This window comes from Mesorhizobium sp. URHB0026, from assembly GCF_054059755.1.
In genome coordinates this window covers 277,643-295,814 of sequence record NZ_JBSSCN010000002.1, presented here as the reverse complement: position 1 = coordinate 295,814, position 18,172 = coordinate 277,643, and the positions used below count along the sequence as shown (strand labels likewise).

Below are 18,172 nucleotides of genomic sequence, written 5' to 3'. Positions count from 1 at the left end.
CGCGCAATGGCGGCAACATTCTCATCGGCACCGCCCTGGGTGCAGACAACTCGCAGACCAACATGCTGGTTATCGCCGGGGATACGTCAGGCACGGGTATGCTCCAGGTTGTCAATCTCGGCGGCGGCGGGGCGCAGACGGTCGAAGGTATCAAGATCGTCGATGTCGGCGGCGTCTCGAATGGCAGCTTCTCGCTAAAGGGCAACTATACGTTCGAAGGCGATCAGGCGGTGGTCGGCGGCGCATATGCCTACAGGCTCTATCAGGGCGGCACAAGCACGCCCGCCGACGGTGGCTGGTACCTGCGTTCCGCCCTGATCGATGGCGGCGGACCCGGAACCCCGCTCTATCAGGCCGGCGCACCGCTCTACGAAGCCTATGCGGGCGTCGCCTCGGTCTCTCGCTCGACCATGAGACACAATGGCAGGACCGCACGGGCCGCGCCGAGCACACGAACCTCTACGGCATTGCCAACCTTTATTATGATTTTGGGGATGGCTCCTCGGTCGACCTGGCCGGCAACAACCTCTCAAGCAGGAGCGAGCAACTCTGGGGCGGCCTGGGTGTCGGCGGCACGATCAACTGGGCCGACGACAGGTTCTCGGTGTTCGGGGAAGCCGTCGCCCGGACGGGCCTCGAAAACTTCGGTAAAAGTCACGCACTGACCGGCTCACTGGGTTTGCGGGTCAAGTGGTGAGCAGGCGTCGGCTTGGCACTGACGAACTGATGAAAACGTTCCGAGCGTCCGCTTCTGAAGTTGCGAAACGCGAAGCTGCCAGTCGTCTTCCGTGAAGAGTTTCGGGCGCCGGCAGGCGTACGAAAGTCCCGAGGAAGGAACCCGCGGGCCACAGTCGATGGCTATGGGGACTTCGATCTGCTGCTGATGTCGGCGATGGCGCGACCGTCGTCGGAAATGCCGCGATTGATACGGGCAGGCCGCTTTGTTGCGCCTCCGCGCGATGTTGCCAGCTCGGCGCTGGCCCGGACGCGTCCCCTTCGGCGTCCGTAGTCACCCTGGACACGCGTGGATCCGTTGCCGGCAGCTGAGCGCCTGCGGCTGAAGGCTCGACCATGCCATGCCGGGTCATGGGACGTTCTCCCGGTTCGTCGCCGTCGCATCCGGCGGTCTGCGCGGCTGCCCCCAGCGTCCGAACGTCTCGATGACGATCATGCGTCCGCCGCAGCACGGGCATGACGGGCGGAAGTCGTCCGGTTCGTCGGGGCCGCCGGGTTCGGGCTGCGCGGCGACGTCCAGGAGTTCGCGGGCGTGTGCGAGGCTGGCCTTGCGGGCGGAGCCGGCCAGGATGCCGTAGTGCCGGATGCGATGGAAGCCATGTGGCAGGACATGGAGCAGGAAGCGGCGGATGAACTCATCGGTGGCGAGCGCCATGACCTGCTGGCGATCGGCGCCGTCGCGGCGATAGTCCTTGTGTCGGAAGGTGACGACGCCGCCGATGAGCTGACCGGCCGCGCTGTCGGACAAAAGGATGTCGGCGCCGGTCTGAAGCCTCCAGGTCGAAGTGTTGTAGGTCGTTCCCGTGGTGGAGCTTTCCGGATCATAGGAGCCGCTGGTGCCTTCGATCCGGCCCCACAGCCCGATACCGGCCTCGGCCTTCATCTCGTCGGAAATCCCGTCGGCGCCTTGCGCCTCGACATTCCACGACCGGTTGCCGAGCCGCTGCTGCAGCGTGCCCAGCTGGTTGAAGCTCTGCAATACGGCGTCGCCTTCAAGTACGGCACCGTGTCCGCCGACGGCGGTGGGAAAGAACGACTGACATGAGGCGCAAAGCGTCAGGAGTTGGAGCACGCGCCGGGTCAAAAGCCCACGCTTGGCCGGCGGGCGTCGGCTCGCCTTCTTCGGATCGGCGCACCTCACCGCCCGACACGCCTTCCTTCGCCACCTTGCTCCCGTCCGGAAGAAGCGCTGGGTGGTCTACGCCAAGGCGCCATTCGCCGGGCCGGAAGCGGTACTTACCTATCTGTTGCGCTACACTCACCGGGTCGCGATCTCGAACAGCCGCTGATCGCTTTCGACAAGAACAGCGCCGGCCGAGCAGGCTGTCGTTGCTGCCAGGCGTAACCCGTGCGCCGAAGGCATCGGTGAAGGCATCGAGATCGACGGACGACCAGGCAAGCTGCGCCTGCGGCGTCACTGACCAGCTCGGGTCGAGCATGATGCGCTTGCCCGCTTCGACGCCGAGAGCGTAGCCGACGCCGTTGTTGCCGTCGACAAGCTGCTGTCCGGCGGTCGCCGAGTCGAGATTGCTGTCGTACCAGATCACCTCCGCCTGGCCGTCAAGGTAGAAACCTTCCGCGCCATACCAGGTTAGCGAGCCTGAAATGCCGGTGCCGGTGGTGTCGATCGAGCCGCTGCCGAAGACCGAGGAGACGCGCCTGAAAGCGGAAATTGCCGACGGCCACGCTGGAAGGCTTCGATGCATGGCAGAAAATTAGACGCCTCCCGGCTTCAGAGGGCATGACAGACGATTATTCTCCTCCTACGAACAGTGCCCGCATCGACGTCGCATCGCGGCTTGTTTTAATCCCCTCCAGGAGGATAGCATTGAGCTATGAGCGAGCTGCCACACATCCACGAAACTCATCCTGACATCGTCAAGCGCCTGAAACGGGCCGACGGCCATCTCAAGGGCGTCATCGAGATGATCGAAGCGGGCCGGCCCTGCCTCGACATCGCCCAGCAGCTTTATGCTGTAGAGAAGGCCATCTCGCAGGCTAAGAAGACGCTGATCCAGGATCACCTCAACCATTGCCTTGAAGACGTCGTCGGACCGCTAGCGCGCGAGCAGCGCCGCTCGATCGACGAATTCAAGGATATCACCAAGTACCTGTGAGAAGCGCCGTGCTGGACAAGATACTCGACTGGTTTGGCTTCGGTCCGATGACACAAGGGTTCGGCGGCCATGGTCACGATCATGGCGATGCCAGTGGCCATGGCCACACGCACGGCGTCATCGATCCGACGATCGCGACGACCGACCGGGGTATCTGGGCGATCAAATGGTCATTCGTGATATTGGCCATTACCGCGGCCCTTCAGCTCGTTGTTGTGTTCATCTCGGGCAGCGTGGCGCTGCTGGCCGACACGATCCACAATGTCGGCGACGCGGTCACCGCCGTTCCGCTATGGATCGCCTTCGTGCTGGCCCGCCGCAAACCGAGTAAGACCTTTACCTACGGCCTCGGTCGGGTCGAGGATCTGGCCGGGATCATCATTGTTCTCATCATCCTGTTCAGCGCCATCGTTGCCGGCTACGAGGCGATTGACCGGCTGATAAACCCCAGGCCGATCGCATTTCTGGGCTGGGTCGCCGTCGCCGGCCTCATAGGCTTCATCGGCAACGAACTCGTCGCGGTGCTCCGTATCCGAGTTGGCCGCGAGATCAACAGCGTAGCGCTGATCGCCGACGGTTATCATGCGCGCACGGATGGCTTTACCAGCCTGGCGGTTGTGCTGGGCGCCATCGGTGTCTGGTTGGGCTTCCCTCTTGCTGACCCGATCATCGGGCTGTTGATCACAGTGGCCATCTTCGCGATCGTCTGGCAGTCTTCGAAGGCGGTGCTGATGCGCATGCTTGATGGCGTCGAGCCCGGCCTCGTTGATGAAATCCATCATGCTGCCGAGCATGTGCAGGGCATCGAGCAGGTTCGTAGTGTGCAGGCGCGCTGGATCGGCCACCGCCTGCATGCAGACGTTGCCATCAGCGTGCCGAGCACGGCGACCGCCACAGAGATCATGAGTGTGACCGAAGCCCTTAAATCGGAACTGTTCGAACACCTGCCGGCCTTGGCGGATGCGAATATTCGACTGGAACGTTCAGTCGGTCCTGGTGCAGGGCGCACGGAAACTGCGCACGCTGAACATCACGCGCCGGAGCCCTTCAAGGTTGCCTGTGATCTGGCTACCGGGACTTTGGAGATCGTCGACACTCCTGCCGGGGAACGAATGCGCCTCACGGTCGATCGGCATTCTGATGATTTGATGAGGGCCACCGTGATTATTGACCGCCTCGGCGGTCCGGAGACGCTGCCCCTGCAATCTGTCGCCGGCGACCACCATCGTCTTGAGAGCACCGTGGCCCCGGCCGAGCCTCACGAGTTTGAAGCGAAGCTGATCCTGGTAGCCAAAGACCGACAGCAGGAATTGCCGTTCAAGATGGTCGAACCTGAGGGCCACCATCACTAGCGGTGCGATGGTCGATCTTGGCTGTTTATGCAGGCCTGTTCTTCGCAGCTTTGATCGCTGCGACGATCCTGCCGATCCAACCGGAAGGGTTGCTACTCGCCGATTGCTGGCCTTCAGGATTGGAGCTGCGCAACGTTGGTACCGCTATGGAAAATGGACGCTTCTGCTGAGCAATCGCGCAGAACTAGGGTAAGCTGACAGACGCGTTCTTCAGCGATCCGACGGGACCGATCTCGGCAAGATTGTCGCGACCCGCCTCGAACTGACATGCGGGTGAGGCAAGGCCGGTCCATTGCAAATGTTCCAAACCATCGTCGAATTCCAGCGAACCATCTACGCTACGGTGGCCAACTAGATCAAACTGCTTTCGGCCGGCGGCGGCTGGTTGGCCTTTATGGCCTTTCTGCCGATGGGTATTCTCTTCGGTGCGGCGCATGCCTTGACGGCCGGCCATAGCAGGGCTGTGTTGGCGACCTATCTCGCTGGATCGGAGGCAAAGGTTGAGCGCGGGCTATTGGTCTCGCTGACACTCTCATTCACGCATGTGACGATCGCGGTGTTGATCTCGGTTCTCTCGCTGCCGTTGGTTTCGATCGCGCTTGGCAGCGTCGGCCGGGCACCGTTGCTAGAAGACATTAGCCGCGGTCTCCCTGGTTTGGTAGGCGCTTGGATGGTTTGGCGCGCTCTGCGCCAGCGTCATTACCAAAACACTAGGGCGAGATAGTCGGCGTGCTGGCCGCCCTGGCTCCGTGCCCACTTACCTTATTCGTCATGACATTTGCGATCGTGCGCGGCGTACCCGTGGCCGGTCTGCTGTTCGCCGGCACGATAATGATAGGGGTGGCAATTACTCTTGCGGTGTGCCGGTCCTCTCCATACTGCTTCGCGAAAACCTGATGCATTTCGTTGAGAGCCGGCCGCGCGTGTTCGATGCGATCACGCGCACGCATTGAAGGGGTGGCTGGTGCGGCTCTTGTCGTCTTGGCAGTCCCTGAAATCTTGCTTCGCTGATCCGACCACGACGCGGGTGCGAGAATTAGGCCTGCCAAGGCCACTTTGCGCATTCGTTCCGAACCTGAGTGCGACTCAGACCCAGATCGGCAAGCTGATGGTCTTCGAGCTCGGCCAATTGTTCGCGCTGGCAGTGGAGTTGTATCCAGCGCGACACCACCATGATTGGTCCTATCACACTGATGAAGATGTGACGGCCATGTGTCGGCAGCGACGCAGAAGGCCTCCGCCCCTCAGTCATCGAGTGATTCAACATTTCTCATCCTTCGCGGCATCCGTGTTGACGTACGGCGTTGAAGTGCTCCAATCTGCCCGCCGGCGCAAAGCATTGTTTCTCGTGCTTGGCCCAATTTTTCTCATAACATGGTGCAAGATTGGCTCGCCGACTGCCATCGCTAAATGCTCTTAAGGCCTTCGAGGCGGCGGCACGCCATGAGAGCTTCACGAAGGCGGCGGAAGAGCTGTCCGTGACGCAGGGCGCGATAAGCCATCAGGTGAAAGCGCTCGAACTCGAATTGGGCATCAGGCTGTTCGATCGAGAATGGCAAAAGCTGAACATCACGCGAGCCGGCCTCTCCTATCTGGAGGTGTTGCGCGACGCGTTCGACCGGATCGCTCTCGGCACGGAACGCATCCAGCATCTATCTCGGGCAGGGGCTCTGACGGTCAGCACCTCGCCAGACTTTGCCGCCAAGTGGTTAGTCAACCGCCTTGGCCGGTTTGCTGAGATGCACCCCGATATCGATCTGCGGATTTCAGCAACAATGCATCACGTCGACTTCGCTAGAGAGGACGTCGATCTCGCCGTGCGACATGGGGATGGCAATTGGGCGGGGCATCATGTTGTCCGCCTGTGCTCCGAGCAACTGTTTGCGGTTTGCAGTCCCAAACTTCACCAGCGGATGCGCGAGCCGTCCGACGTTTTGAAATTTCCGTTGCTGCATCTTGATGACCGAAAGGACTGGTCGGAATGGCTCGAGGCCGCCGGCGTGGTTGATGCCGAACTCTCTCACGGACCGATCTTGAACCGCGCCAGCATGGTCATAGATGCCGCTGTCGACGGCCAGGGCGTCGCACTCGCCCGCACCACGCTTGCGGCGTGGGACCTCATCAACGGTCGTCTCGTAAGACCGTTCGCCGTTGCTCTGCGATTGTCCAAGACCTACTGGATCGTCTGCCCCAAGGCGACGTCGATGCTCCCCAAAATCACGACATTCCGGGACTGGCTGTTGGCCGAGGCTGCTGATGACGTACGTCGCCTCCAGACGCTCGTTCCATAGGCCCAATACTTCCGAATCGCGAAGGCCAACAATCGCAGAAATTACTCGCCAAAGGCTCATTTCTTCGACTAACTTTTGCGACGGGCTAACGTCCGGTTACCAGCCGCAAACAGTAGTTCGGACGAACGCCGAGAAGAGTCCGCTAGTGGCGCAACCGCGACCTCCAGGTGGTGGGTTCAACCGGTCGCCGCAACACCTTTAATCTGAGAGGATTGGGAGGTGTCGCATGGTGACGTCACGGATCTGGTTTACCCCGGAGCAGAAGGCCGAGCTTTGGGAGCGGTGGAAGCAGGGTCAGAGCATTTCATCGATCTCGCGGGCACTAGACCGCCGGACCAAGGGCGGCGTGGCTAAAGTGGCGGGTGGCGCAAAAGCTGGCACTGCAATGGTCGCCGGAGCAGATTGCGGGTTGGCTGAAGCGAGCGTACCCAGGCGATCCAAGCATGCGGATATCTCATGAAGCGATCTATCGCAGCCTGTTCATCCAGTCGCGAGGGGTGCTCAAGAAGGAGCTGACAGCCCATCTGCGCACCAAACGACAGATGCGCCTCGGCAAGGTCATTGGGAGGGTGATCTGCTCACCGGAGCAAACGACACGAACATCGTCACCCTGGTCGAGCGACACAGCCGGTTCACGATGCTTGTGAAGTTGGCCAGAAGGGACTCAGCGACTGTCGTGGCGGCCCTCGCCGAGAAAATCGGCACATTGCCCCAAGAGCTGCGGCGCTCGTTGACATGGGACCAAGGCAAGGAGATGGCTCGTCATAAGAGCTTCACCGTCGCAACCGATCTCCAGGTCTACTTCTGCGACCCGCGCAGTCCCTGGCAACGAGGCCGCAACGAAAATACCAACGGCCTGCTCAGGCAGTACTTCCCCAGAACAACCAACTTCTCGCAGGTCCCGCAGGCCCAACTCGACAGCGTCGCCCTGCGGCTCAATCAGCGCCCCCGAAAAACCCTGGACTTCGAAACACCCGCCGATAGGCTACACAAGGTGTTGCAGTGACCGGTTGAACCCACCGCCTCAAGTCGGCGGCTCGGGCTGTTTGGTGTCTAGTCGGTGAGCAGACATTTGGTACGCAAAGCGTATTGTCTGCGTCCAAAGCAGTTCACGCCTCCTGGTCGCATTTAGCTGGTTGGGGCGATGTGAGAACCTTCGAGGGCATTCAGCGCCTCTTCAATTTGGCGGGTATCTCGATGCAGCAATCCAACCAGCGATACCAAACGGTCCGGAGCCAATCGCGCACTCGTCATGTTAATTGCATAGCAGCGATTGCATCTCTTCGGCGAGGCAAAATGGGAACCGCGAGCGCCGAAATGCCAGCGACCAGTTGACCATTGTCGAACGCGTAATCGCGATCTCTAATCACCGTTAGCGCCGCACGCACGTTGGTTCCTGGGAGGTTTCCGTACCGGCGATAAACGCTGCATTTGTGCCGCAAACGCCCGCATTAATGCAGGGCCATCCTGTGTGTCACCTCAGCAGTACTCAGACGTCCGGCCTGCCACTTTGTCGGACAGAATAATCCGGGTGGATTGTTCGCGCTCGACGTTGGCGTCAAGGGCCTCACACTGCCGGCATTCAACGGCTAGCTTTTGCTTTGCACTTCGCCACAGACATCACTGGCGGCCACATCAGCCCTTTCCAACTTTGCGACCGGCCAAGCATGATAGATCTGAAATCGCCTGCATGATGATCTCCTCGACGTTCGCCCGTTCCTCACCAGTGATCGGGAGGCGTGGTTTTCGGACATGCTCTGGGGCGCCGTACACCAGATGCTCGGCAAGTTTTATGTACTGGACCAACTTGACGTCGGTATCGAGATGAAACGCCGGCGTCAGCAGCCGGTACAAAGGAAGTGCCGTCGCGAAGTCACCGCCGCGTGCCGTGTTGAACAGGGATACGCACTCGGCTGGCCATGCATTCGTCATGCCAGAGACCCAGCCAATGGCACCCAGCGCCAGGCTTTCAAGGATCAGATCGTCCACGCCGCAAAAGATATCGAAGCGATCGCCGAAGGCGTTAAACAGGTCGGTGACCCTGCGGATGTCACCGGTTTCTTCCTTGACGGCCACGATGCCGGGTACGTCGACCAGCGCCTTCAGCGTTTCGACATCAACGTCAACTTTGTAGGCAATGGGGTTGTTGTAGATCATGACCGGCAGATCGCTCGCCTCGGCCACCGTTTTGTACCAGGCGACGGTCTCCTGGCGGTCGGTGCGATAGGCGAGGCTAGGGAAGGTCATCAGGCCTTCGGCTCCAAGCTTCTGGTAGTTGCGAGCCGCAGCCGATGCATTGTCGGTGGACAGCTCCGCAAGGCCCGACAGCAGCGGCACCCGTCCCGCGACGACTTCTTTCGCGGCGCGAACGACAGTGTCGCGTTCCGACTGAGTGAGCGTGGCATTTTCGCCAAGCATCGGCAGCACGATCACGCCGGAGATGCCATTTTCAATGAGCCTATCGATGCTGTTCTGGGTAGCTTCGATATCGATCGCTCCAGATGCCTGCATCTTCGTGGTGACAGCGGGAAATACGCCTGTCCAAGTCATATCAGATCTCCAGTTTTTGCAGGCACCTTAGCCGGCATTGTGTGTTGGACGTCAGGTTGAAGTGTCGTCGCCGTCTGCCTTTGGCTCTGCCTCAAAACCATAGTCGGCCATGGCGCGCGCAGGTGAGATCTTCCCGTTGGCCAGGTCGGTCGCGATGGAGTCTCGGCCGCGACTTGCCGGGTCGCCCCAACCACCGCCGCCAGCCTGTTCATGGCGGATCACCGTGTCCTTGCCGATCTCCAGCGTCACCTTTGCCGGCAGCACGCGCCATTCGCCGTCTTGTTTCAGCAGATTCCTTGAACTCGCCGCCGCCTGGCCGCCGAACAGCCCATAGGGCGAATGCTCGTGACGGTCGGCGCGCAATTGCAGGACCGCCGTGTCCGCCTGCAGACGATATTGCCGCACCAGTCCTAGCCCGCCACGAAATTGCCCGGCGCCGCCGGAATCTTCTCGCAGCGCATACTCCTCCATCATCACGGGATATCGCGCCTCGATCGTCTCAATAGGCAGGTTCGACATGTTCTGGCTGGGATTGGTGATACCTTCGATGCCGTCCTTGTCGGACCGACCGCCCCAGGCACCGTTGATCATATCCACCAGGATAAAAGGTTTGCACTCAGGCCCGTGATAGCCGCCGATGGCGACTACTGTGTTGCCGCCTTCGCCTGCCGCCATCAGCCGCTTCGGCGCGATCTGTGCCAGAGCCCCCATCACCGTGTCGACGACGCGGTAGCCAGTCAGCGCCCGCGCCGCCACCGGAGCCGGCATGTTCGGATTGAGGATCGATCCCTCCGGCGCCGTCACGGTGATGCAGCGATAGACGCCGGCATTGTTGGGAACGTCGTGGTCGAGGGCGCAGCGTATGGTCAGATAGGTCGAGGACTTGACGAAAGAGAGCGTGGCATTGATCGCGCCCTTCACCTGCGGCGACGAGCCGGCGAAGTCGACCCACAGATGGTCGCCCTTCACCGTGATCCGACAGACGATCGGGATCGGCGCGGGCGAGAAGCCATCGCCGTCAATGTAATCGGTGAAGGCGTACTCGCCATCCGGCCAGCCGGCGATCGCCTTGCGCGTCAGTTCCTCGCCGTAGTCGATCAGCCGGTCGAAATAGGCTTCCAGTTCTTCGCCGTACCGCTCGAACAGCCGCAACATCTCGCGTTCGCCGATGTTGCACGTGGCGTATTGCGCATCGAGATCGCCGAGCACCATGGCCGGCAGCCGCACGTTCTTCTCGATGATCTTGAACAACGTCCTGTTGGGCAGGCCGCGCTCATAGAGCTTCATCGGCGCGATGCGCAGGCCTTCCTGGAAAATCTCGGTCGAATCCGACGCATTCGAGCCCGGCACCCGGCCACCGACATCGCAATGATGGGCGATCACGACGGAAAATCCGAGCAATCGTTTGCTGGAAAAGATCGGCTTGAACATGAAGATGTCGGGCAGGTGCATGCCGCCGTCATAAGGATCGTTGAGCACGATCACATCGCCCCGGAACATGTCGTCGCGGAAGCGCTCGACGATCACGTCCATCGCGTCCGGGACGGCGCCCAAGTGCAGGGCGACGGTCTTTGCCTGGCTGAGGATCCGCCCTTTGGCATCGCAGAGCGTCACCGAATAATCGAGAACATCGCGCACGATCGGCGAGCGGGCGGTGCGCATTACCGCGTAGGCCATGTCGTCGACGATGGTGTCGAGCCCCGACTTGATGACCGCGAACGTGATGGGATCGATGGCGGTCATCAAGCAGCCTCCAGCGTCGCGATCAGGCTGCCGGTCGCATTTGGTTCGACCCGCATTCCGGGCGGGATAACAATAGTGGTGTCCGCGCCCTCGATGATCACCGGTCCGGAGAGCGCCGATACCACTGACGCACGTGGTACGATCGTCGTCTCGATCGCCGCGTCGCGGGTGAAGTGCACCATGCGCCTCTCCTCGCGCGCACCGACATCGGTCCGTGCGGCCTTGAGCGAGCTGAAATCGAGCGGCTCCGATATCCGCGCGTGGGCGTGCAGCCGCAGCGCCACCGCTTCCACCGCGTCGTTTGGCGTGTAGCCGTAGGTGTCGCGATAGGCCGCGATGAACGCCGGCCGCAGGGAAGCTGCGTCGAACGCACCGGAGAACGGTATGGACAGCGACGCGTCCTGTCCCTCGAGGCGCAGATCGATCGCCTCGCTGAAGCCGACCGTCTCGGCCGCATAGCCCTGTCTTGTCAGCGCCACGGTAGCGGCCGCGCGCATCTCGCGCCGCAACCTTTCAACCACTTCAAACCCCAGCAGATCGAGCCTCGCTTGCGCCGACCGCAACTCGTGATGTTCGATGCTGCCGGCCAGCATGCCCATTGCCGTGAACACCCCTGGCGACGGCGGAAACACAACCCGTGTGATGCCGAGCGTTCTGGCGAGATCGCAGGCATGCACCGGACCCGAGCCACCGAAGGCAAGCAGCGTGAGGTCGCGCGGATCGAGACCCCGCTCTACCGTGACGGCACGGATGGCGCGAACCATGTTGGCGTTGGCGATCTCCCGGATCCCGCAGGCCGCCGCTGCCGCGGAGAGCCCGAGTGGGCTTCCCAGCGTCTTGCCGATCGCCATGCGCGCTGCCTCGACGTCCAGCCTCAGCGTGCCGCCAGCCAGTCGCGGCGGCAAGTAGCCAAGCACGACATTGGCATCCGTTACCGTCGGCCGTGCGCCGCCCAGCCCATAGCAGACGGGACCGGGATCGGCGCCCGCCGAAATTGGACCGACAGTGAGCAGGCCGGCGGCGTCGATCGCGGCGATGGAACCGGCGCCGTTGCCGACCTCGGCCACATCCACCGTCGGCACCCGCATCATGTAGCCGCCGGCCTTGATGAAGCGCGATGGCACCGACATTCCGGCGCGGAACTCGTATTCATGCGTGCGGCTCAGCACGCCCCGGTGGATGAGTGCCGCCGATGCCGTCGTTCCGCCCATGTCGAAGGCAACGAGATTGGGTTCGCCCAGAGCCGCGCCGATGCGTGCGGCACCGACGGCGCCTGAAGAACGACCCGACGATATGAAGAAAACCGGCTTGCTCTGCGCAGTGGTGGACGCAGACAGGCCGCCATTGGAATTGCCGATCAACAGCGGCGCGGTGACACCCGCCGACCGCAATTTATGCTCGAGACGCTCCAGATACCCCTTAAGCGGCGGCAGCACGTAGGCATTCACAGCCACCGTCGAGGTACGTTCGTATTCGCCCGCTTCGGGCAGCACGTCGACGGAGGCCGTCACCGCGATCTCGGCGAAAGCCTGCGAGAAGATTTGCGCGGCGCTGCGTTCATTCTCTGGGTTCTTGTAGGAATTGAGGAAGCAGATGGCGACGGACTGGATGCTTTCGTCACGAAAGAAGGCGCCCGCCCCGAGCACGTCCTCGGCGACGACCGGTGTTTGGATGGTGCCGTCCGCCAGCGTCCTCTCGGCCACTTCCAGCCGGTATCGCCTGGCAACCAGCGGTTCCGGCTTGTCCCAGGTCAGGTCGAACATGCCGGGCGTGCGCAGCCGGCCGATCTCCAGCACGTCGCGAAACCCCTTGGTCGTGATCAGTCCCGTGCGGGCGCCAAGTTTCTGCAGCAGTGTGTTCGAACCGACCGTCGTCCCGTGCAAAATCTCAGTGAGGGCGGCGGCAGGGATGTCGGCGGCAGCCAGCACTTTGGCCATGCCCGATATGACGGCGTCCTCGGGTGCCGCCGGCGTTGAGCTAACCTTGGCCGAGAAGGTGAGGCCGTCATTTCTGAGCAGCACCAGATCGGTGAACGTGCCACCGATATCGACGCTGAGCCGTGCCGACTGCATCATTGGCACGCTATTTGTCGGACGCGAGCTTGCCGCCCACCGCCCAATCGTGCTTCTCGACGTCCTCGAAAATGATGTCGATCACGTCAGGACCGCATTTGAGGATGCTCGCCGCTTCGCGCGTCACGACCTCGACGAATTCGCGTTTCTGATCGATGCTGCGTCCCTTGAGCAGCCTAACGCTGATTGTCGGCATGATGTCCCTCCGAATTCCTGGCCTATAGCCACGCGTTGACATGCCATGGCGCGAACTCGTCGTCGCCGTAGCCGAGCAGTTCGCTCTTGGTGGCTTTGCCCGAGGCGGTTGCGATCATCTCGCGAAAGATCGCTTCGCCCATCTCGTCGATCGACCTGTCGCCATCGAGGATCGATCCGCAATTGATGTCCATGTCCTCTTCCATGCGGGCATACATTTCGGAGTTGGTCGCGAGCTTGATCGAGGGTGCCGGCCGGCAGCCGAAGCAGGAGCCGCGCCCCGTGGTGAATGCGATCAAATTGGCGCCGCACGCGACCTGACCGGTCGCCGACATCGGATCGAAACCGGGCGAGTCCATGAACACCAGGCCGCGCTTGTCTATTGGACGTCCATAACCGTAGACCTCGACGAGGTTGCTGGTGCCGCCCTTGGCCACCGCGCCCAGCGATTTCTCGAGGATGGTGGTCAATCCGCCTGCCTTGTTGCCTGGCGAAGGGTTATTGTCGAAACCTTGCGGTTCGCGGCTGGTGTAGTCGTCCCACCATTCGAGCAGCCCGATCAGCCGCTCGCCGACTTCCTTGCTCACGGCGCGTTCGAGCAAGAGGTTTTCAGCACCGTAAATTTCCGGTGTCTCCGCCAGGATCGCCGTACCGCCGCAGGCAACGAGACGGTCCACCGCGGCACCGAGTGCGGGATTGGCGGAAATTCCCGAAAAGCTGTCGGAGCCGCCACATTGCAAGCCGACCATGATCTCGCTCGCAGGGACCCTCTGTCGTTGCTTCTTTGCCGCCTTTTCCAGCATGGCTTCGACCATCTCGATGCCGCGCGAAATGCTCGAACGGGTTCCGCCGGTCTCCTGCATCACCAGCTTGGCCAGGTCGTCACCGAGCTCGAGTTGCTCTTCGTCGATCAACTGGTCGATCTGATTGTCCTCGCAGCCAAGCCCGACAAGCAGCGCGCCAGAAAAATTCGGGTGCCGCGCGTAGCCCGCGAGCGTCCGCCGAAGCATCTTCATCGACATAGAGCCATCGGCGACGCTGCAACCTGACTTGTGGGTCAACGCGACCACCCCGTCGACGCCCGGGTAGGGCAGCAACCGCCTCGGATCACGGAAATGATCAGCGATCATGCGCGCGACCAGCGCCGAGCAATTCACCGAGGTCAGGACGCCGACATAGTTGCGTGTTCCAACCTTGCCATCCGCTCGAAGATAGCCGTCGAAGGTCGGGATATCCGATGGCAACCGCACTGGCGCATTGGATAGTCGTGTGCCGATCGCACGCCCTGCCATCGATGCCTCGAAACCCATATTGTGAAGGTGGACATGCGCCCCAGCGGGGATAGCGGCCGTCGCCAGACCGATCGGCTGGCCGAGGCGGTGGATCACCTCTCCCTGTTCCAGCGGTCGCAACGCTACCTTATGGCCGAAGGGGATAGCGGTGGTTGCAAGCGGGCCAAACGGCACCAGGGTCTCGCCGGCCTGGATGTCGCGAAGCGCCACGGCCACCTCGTCGTCGGGCTTCAGCTGTAGAACCACGCTTTTCACTTCGGCCATTGCCCACCCCTAGGGAAGCAATCAAACATAGTTTTGCCTGATTGTCAGCAATCAGCAAACATAAATCTGTGTGCCACCTTCAGGGCTCTCTCGTCCCCAGCGGCTTTGGGTGCCAAACAGCATTTTCTCAATGGCGATGAGCTATCGTTAATTGTCAGCAATGCCGGTTGCGTGGGCCAAGGCGCCGGAATATGTAGTTGGCACCGTTGGCCATGAGTCGATCGATGACGAAGCTTACAAGTCTCAAGTCTGAAAAGCGTCTGCTCGACCGCAGGGCCGCCGACCAGATACGCTCGCATATACTCGAAGGCGTGCTGCCGGCCGGCGAACGGCTGCTTGAGACCCAACTATCGGAGGAACTTGAAGTCAGCCGCGGCACAGTGCGTTCGGCACTGGCGCAACTGGCCAATGAAGGTCTTGTCCAGCAGGTGGCCTTCACCCGCTGGGAAGTTTCGGGCACCTCTACCGTCGATGCCTGGGAAATCTACACGCTGCGCGGCGCGCTCGAAGGGTTGGGCGCGCGCCTTGCCGCGGCCAACGTTAGCGAAACAGATGGAATGCGCCTGCGTGCCATTGCCGACGACCTGCTGCACGCCATTCGCGAGGGCCGCTTCCAGGATGCCACAGGGATCGATTTCGACCTGCACGGGGCGATTATAGAGCTAGCCAGGCATGAGCGCCTGGCCGAACAACACCGCTTCATCGTCCAGCAGGTCCGCTTCCACATGGTGCAATCGGGCTTTCTGCCCAACGACTATGAAGAGCTGATTGCCGAGCACAAGGCGTTGATCGAGGCGGTGATCGCCGGCGATGCAGACCGGGCCGAGAAGCTGGCGCGCAATCATAACGATGCCGAAGTCAAGCTGCTGGCGAAACTGTTAAAGCAAGGCGGCAGCGCCAAGCCCATCCGGGAAAAGGCGTCCTGAGGGCGCCACCTGCAATATGACAAGGCCGGCTATCCAGGCGTTTGGAGCGCGGCGCGCAGATTGTCGCTGAGGATAATCTTTTCGCCTTTGAAACCGCCCAAAGCGGTGCGCATCAACGCCAGGTCGATCTCGGCGCTGTGTTCGCGCGAGTAGCCGTCAAACGCCGTGGCATCGCCGGGATAGCGTCCGTGCGGGTGCTGGTAGAGGTCCATTCCGGCTATCACGATCCGTTCGGCTCCAACCGCCGCGGCCACGGCAATCATCAGCGCACCGTTGGTCGGGATCATTGGTCCGGAAAGATCTGCGAGCGTCGGATCGAAGGCATCAAGAAAAATATAGCCAGCCGAAGGAGGACGCATCGCCCTCGTATGGCGCATCAGGATTGGCCGGCCGATCGCAGCGGTCGGAAAGGTGATGATCGGCCGCCGTCCAGAACCGGGAAGGTCGGGATCGGCGGTGAAGACGACAGCGGGCTCCGTCATCCAGCCGCGCCCGCGCCAGTTCCAGTTGACGCGAAACAGCGCGGCATCGCGATGGTCCGAAAGTCTCGGATCCTCGGATGATGGACCGTTGCCAAGACAGACTATCGTTCGTGGATTGCCGAGCCGCGTCTTGAGGTCGGCCAACGAAGCGATACTACTTCCACCCAGCAGGTCGATCAGGAATGTGCTGGTGGAAACCGGACGAGCCGGCAAGTCGCGGGGCGGCAGCATTGTCGCGACCGTCCCGGCTGTCATGGGCTCGTTGCTGTCGAGGACGCCGGCCTTCCCAAATTCCGCGTTCAGCCTCGCCGGACCGATGACCAGGATCGCTTCCAGACGACGCCGCCAAAGCCCGGCGCCCGCTGGATAGGGCAAGGGCAGCACCAGTTCATGAGGATATCGCCGGCGCAGTTCCGAGAGGTCTTCGGCCGCCGCTGCCAGCACAAGCCGATAGCCGGGTCGCTGCCGGAGCGCTGCATCGGCCGTCTCATAGACCCGGCCGATCTCGTCCGGCGTGCCTGCCAGCACCACTGTCGCGCGGCCTTGCGGCAAAAGCAGCCCGAAGCGCTGTAGTTGATCGGCAAAACTCATCGCACCGCCCGTGCCGTTGCGGCCAGCCTTACGGTCCCGGCGGCGAAGGCGCAATGCCTTGCCTATTGCGCGCCCCGACGAAACGACTCAAGCGTAGTTGACGTAGATAGTCTTCTTCTGGAAATAGGCATCCAGCCCGTACTTGCCGTCCTCGCCTCCGATGCCGCTGTCGCGGATGCCGGCGTGGTGGGCATGCACGGCGTCGCCGCCGGGCCGATTGACATAGATCTCGCCGAACTTCAGCTCTCGCACCAGCCGCATCACCCGGCGCATATCCTTGGTGAAGACGTAGGCCGACAGGCCGTAGTTCGATTCATTGGCAAGCCGCAGCCCTTCATCGAAATCACCGACCGTCATCACCGGAACGACCGGGCCGAAGACCTCGTCCTGCATGATGCGCATCTGATTGTCGGTGACGGTCATCACCGTTGGCTCGTACCAGTGTCCGCGCGCGAATTCGCCCTCTGTCAGGCGCCGCCCGCCGGTCAGCACTTCAGCACCGGTGGAGCGTGCCATCTCGACCATGCGCTCGACCTTGTCGAGTTCCATGCCGCTGAATTTCGGCCCGACATCCACCAATGTGGTGGGATCGCCGACCTTTAGTGCCTTCACCGCGCGGGTGAACTTCTCCAGGAATTCGTCGGCGACGCGCCTATGCACATACATGCGCTCGTTGCAGATGCAGATCTGGCCGCAATTCTCGAAGCGCGACAGCACGGCCGCGCGAACGGCTGCTCCGATGTCAGCATCCTCGGCGACGACGAAGGGCGCCTTGCCACCGAGCTCAAGCCGCAGCAATTTGAGATCTTCAGCAGCGGCACGGAAGATCTCCTTGCCGGCGCGCACACTGCCGGTGAGCGTGATGAGACGTGGGATAGGATGGCGCACCAGCGCCGCACCGATGCCTTCGCCGGTGCCGCTGACGACATTGATCACGCCAGGCGGGAAGTCGAGCTGCGAGGAGAGCTGCGCGATCTCCAGCGCCGAGATCGGCGTGCCCTCATGCGACTTGATGACGATGGTGTTTCCGGCGAGCAGCGCCGGACCCATCTTGCGGCACATCAGCGCCGCCGGATAGTTCCAGGCCGTCAGGCCGATGACGACGCCATGGGCGACACGCTGGATCCAGATCTGCTCGTCCGGCACATCGGACGGAATGATGTCGCCGGTGATGCGGCGTGCTTCCTCGGCGGCGTAGGTGAGATAGAGCGCCGCCCCCTCGATTTCGCCGCGCGCCTCGTGGATCGGCTTGCCTTGTTCGGCAACGACGATGCGCGCCAGCCGTTCGCGGTTTTCGAGGATCAGCCGCGCCAGATCCTTTAGCAATTGCCCACGCGCCGCCGGCGGTAGCGCTTCCCAACCAGGCTGGGCGGCGCGAGCGGCCACCAGCGACAGGTCGGCGTCGTCCGCGCCGCCTTTCGGCACCGAGGCGATCACCGCCTGCGTTGCCGGGTTTTCGACCTCGATCCATTCCTTGATGGTGGAATCGACCCATTCGCCATTGATGTAGTGGCGGTAGCGATCGGTGCCTTTGACCAGTTCCTTCATAGCGGGCATGTCAT

At 61.9% G+C, this 18,172-nt stretch carries 16 protein-coding genes and 6 pseudogenes; 11 read left to right on the top strand and 11 right to left on the bottom strand.

Features of this window, described 5'->3' with window-relative positions; genetic code table 11:
* Positions 1-62 precede the first annotated feature (62 nt).
* Positions 63-344, top strand: a pseudogene (locus tag ACVWWD_RS30050) (autotransporter outer membrane beta-barrel domain-containing protein); the annotation flags it as partial.
* Positions 245-697: an autotransporter outer membrane beta-barrel domain-containing protein gene (locus tag ACVWWD_RS30045; protein ID WP_457103714.1), complete on the top strand. Its 453-nt coding sequence runs from the start codon at positions 245-247 to the stop codon at positions 695-697. The pseudogene ACVWWD_RS30050 and the gene ACVWWD_RS30045, both read left to right, overlap by 100 nt.
* 387 nt (positions 698-1,084) lie before the next feature.
* Here ACVWWD_RS30045 and ACVWWD_RS30040 read toward each other — a convergent pair whose 3' ends face one another.
* Positions 1,085-1,807, bottom strand: coding sequence for a transposase (locus tag ACVWWD_RS30040; protein ID WP_457103685.1), 723 nt, complete (start codon positions 1,805-1,807; stop codon positions 1,085-1,087).
* Positions 1,808-1,847: 40 nt separating this feature from the next.
* Between ACVWWD_RS30040 and ACVWWD_RS30035 the strand changes: the two are divergent.
* A pseudogene (locus ACVWWD_RS30035) lies at positions 1,848-2,021 on the top strand (transposase); the annotation flags it as partial.
* 36 nt (positions 2,022-2,057) lie between these two features.
* Here the strand turns inward: ACVWWD_RS30035 and ACVWWD_RS30030 are convergent.
* Positions 2,058-2,441, bottom strand: a pseudogene (locus ACVWWD_RS30030) (autotransporter outer membrane beta-barrel domain-containing protein); the annotation flags it as partial.
* A gap of 129 nt (positions 2,442-2,570) precedes the next feature.
* On the opposite strand from ACVWWD_RS30030, the gene ACVWWD_RS30025 reads away from it, so the two are divergent.
* The 3 genes from ACVWWD_RS30025 to ACVWWD_RS30015 are packed head-to-tail and all read left to right on the top strand — an operon-like array spanning position 2,571 to position 4,374.
* Positions 2,571-2,852: a metal-sensing transcriptional repressor gene (locus tag ACVWWD_RS30025; RefSeq protein WP_352553467.1), complete on the top strand. Its 282-nt coding sequence runs from the start codon at positions 2,571-2,573 to the stop codon at positions 2,850-2,852.
* Positions 2,853-2,860: 8 nt separating this feature from the next.
* On the top strand, positions 2,861-4,204 hold the full coding sequence (locus ACVWWD_RS30020; RefSeq protein ID WP_352733330.1) for a cation diffusion facilitator family transporter: 1,344 nt from the start codon (positions 2,861-2,863) through the stop codon (positions 4,202-4,204).
* A 17-nt stretch (positions 4,205-4,221) separates the two neighbouring features.
* Entirely contained in the window at positions 4,222-4,374 is a 153-nt protein-coding gene (locus ACVWWD_RS30015) for a hypothetical protein (RefSeq protein ID WP_435054097.1), read from the top strand.
* Between the two features lie 14 nt (positions 4,375-4,388).
* Here ACVWWD_RS30015 and ACVWWD_RS30010 read toward each other — a convergent pair whose 3' ends face one another.
* Entirely contained in the window at positions 4,389-4,640 is a 252-nt protein-coding gene (locus tag ACVWWD_RS30010) for a hypothetical protein (RefSeq protein WP_352733333.1), read from the bottom strand.
* Here ACVWWD_RS30010 and ACVWWD_RS30005 point away from each other — a divergent pair.
* Positions 4,560-5,215, top strand: a pseudogene (locus ACVWWD_RS30005) (HoxN/HupN/NixA family nickel/cobalt transporter). The gene ACVWWD_RS30010 and the pseudogene ACVWWD_RS30005 sit on opposite strands and share 81 nt — an antisense overlap.
* Positions 5,216-5,240: 25 nt before the next feature.
* Here the strand turns inward: ACVWWD_RS30005 and ACVWWD_RS30000 are convergent.
* Positions 5,241-5,378: a DUF1127 domain-containing protein gene (locus tag ACVWWD_RS30000; RefSeq protein WP_198019264.1), complete on the bottom strand. Its 138-nt coding sequence runs from the start codon at positions 5,376-5,378 to the stop codon at positions 5,241-5,243.
* A gap of 211 nt (positions 5,379-5,589) precedes the next feature.
* On the opposite strand from ACVWWD_RS30000, the gene ACVWWD_RS29995 reads away from it, so the two are divergent.
* From ACVWWD_RS29995 to ACVWWD_RS29985, 3 genes and pseudogenes are all read left to right on the top strand, one after another.
* Positions 5,590-6,495, top strand: coding sequence for a transcriptional regulator GcvA (locus ACVWWD_RS29995; RefSeq protein WP_352733339.1), 906 nt, complete (start codon positions 5,590-5,592; stop codon positions 6,493-6,495).
* 362 nt (positions 6,496-6,857) lie between these two features.
* Positions 6,858-7,043, top strand: a pseudogene (locus ACVWWD_RS29990) (IS30 family transposase); the annotation flags it as partial.
* Between the two features lie 8 nt (positions 7,044-7,051).
* Positions 7,052-7,509 (top strand): annotated as a pseudogene (locus tag ACVWWD_RS29985) (IS30 family transposase); the annotation flags it as partial.
* Positions 7,510-8,130: 621 nt separating this feature from the next.
* Here ACVWWD_RS29985 and ACVWWD_RS29980 read toward each other — a convergent pair.
* Genes ACVWWD_RS29980 through ACVWWD_RS29960 form a run of 5 tightly spaced genes read right to left on the bottom strand, consistent with a single transcriptional unit; the run spans position 8,131 to position 14,611 of the window.
* Positions 8,131-9,045 carry a dihydrodipicolinate synthase family protein gene (locus ACVWWD_RS29980; RefSeq protein WP_023784717.1) on the bottom strand — a complete coding sequence of 305 codons (915 nt, stop codon included), beginning with the start codon at positions 9,043-9,045 and terminating at the stop codon, positions 8,131-8,133.
* 51 nt (positions 9,046-9,096) lie between these two features.
* Positions 9,097-10,788, bottom strand: coding sequence for a hydantoinase B/oxoprolinase family protein (locus ACVWWD_RS29975; RefSeq protein ID WP_023775026.1), 1,692 nt, complete (start codon positions 10,786-10,788; stop codon positions 9,097-9,099).
* Entirely contained in the window at positions 10,788-12,863 is a 2,076-nt protein-coding gene (locus ACVWWD_RS29970; RefSeq protein WP_352732622.1) for a hydantoinase/oxoprolinase family protein, read from the bottom strand. The genes ACVWWD_RS29975 and ACVWWD_RS29970 overlap by 1 nt, the downstream gene beginning before the upstream one ends.
* 7 nt (positions 12,864-12,870) lie before the next feature.
* Positions 12,871-13,056 carry a 4-oxalocrotonate tautomerase gene (locus ACVWWD_RS29965; RefSeq protein WP_023775024.1) on the bottom strand — a complete coding sequence of 62 codons (186 nt, stop codon included), beginning with the start codon at positions 13,054-13,056 and terminating at the stop codon, positions 12,871-12,873.
* A 22-nt stretch (positions 13,057-13,078) separates the two neighbouring features.
* Positions 13,079-14,611, bottom strand: coding sequence for a UxaA family hydrolase (locus ACVWWD_RS29960; protein ID WP_352565385.1), 1,533 nt, complete (start codon positions 14,609-14,611; stop codon positions 13,079-13,081).
* A gap of 224 nt (positions 14,612-14,835) precedes the next feature.
* Here ACVWWD_RS29960 and ACVWWD_RS29955 point away from each other — a divergent pair, with 224 nt between their 5' ends.
* Positions 14,836-15,537 carry a GntR family transcriptional regulator gene (locus ACVWWD_RS29955; protein ID WP_023775022.1) on the top strand — a complete coding sequence of 234 codons (702 nt, stop codon included), beginning with the start codon at positions 14,836-14,838 and terminating at the stop codon, positions 15,535-15,537.
* A 29-nt stretch (positions 15,538-15,566) separates the two neighbouring features.
* Here ACVWWD_RS29955 and ACVWWD_RS29950 read toward each other — a convergent pair whose 3' ends face one another.
* Together ACVWWD_RS29950 and aldA are read right to left on the bottom strand one after the other, a co-directional pair.
* Complete coding sequence (locus ACVWWD_RS29950; protein ID WP_156939465.1) at positions 15,567-16,610, bottom strand: hypothetical protein; 1,044 nt, start codon at positions 16,608-16,610, stop codon at positions 15,567-15,569.
* 87 nt (positions 16,611-16,697) lie between these two features.
* Complete coding sequence (gene aldA / locus ACVWWD_RS29945) at positions 16,698-18,167, bottom strand: aldehyde dehydrogenase (protein ID WP_352732618.1); 1,470 nt, start codon at positions 18,165-18,167, stop codon at positions 16,698-16,700.
* Between the last annotated feature and the right edge of the window lie 5 nt (positions 18,168-18,172).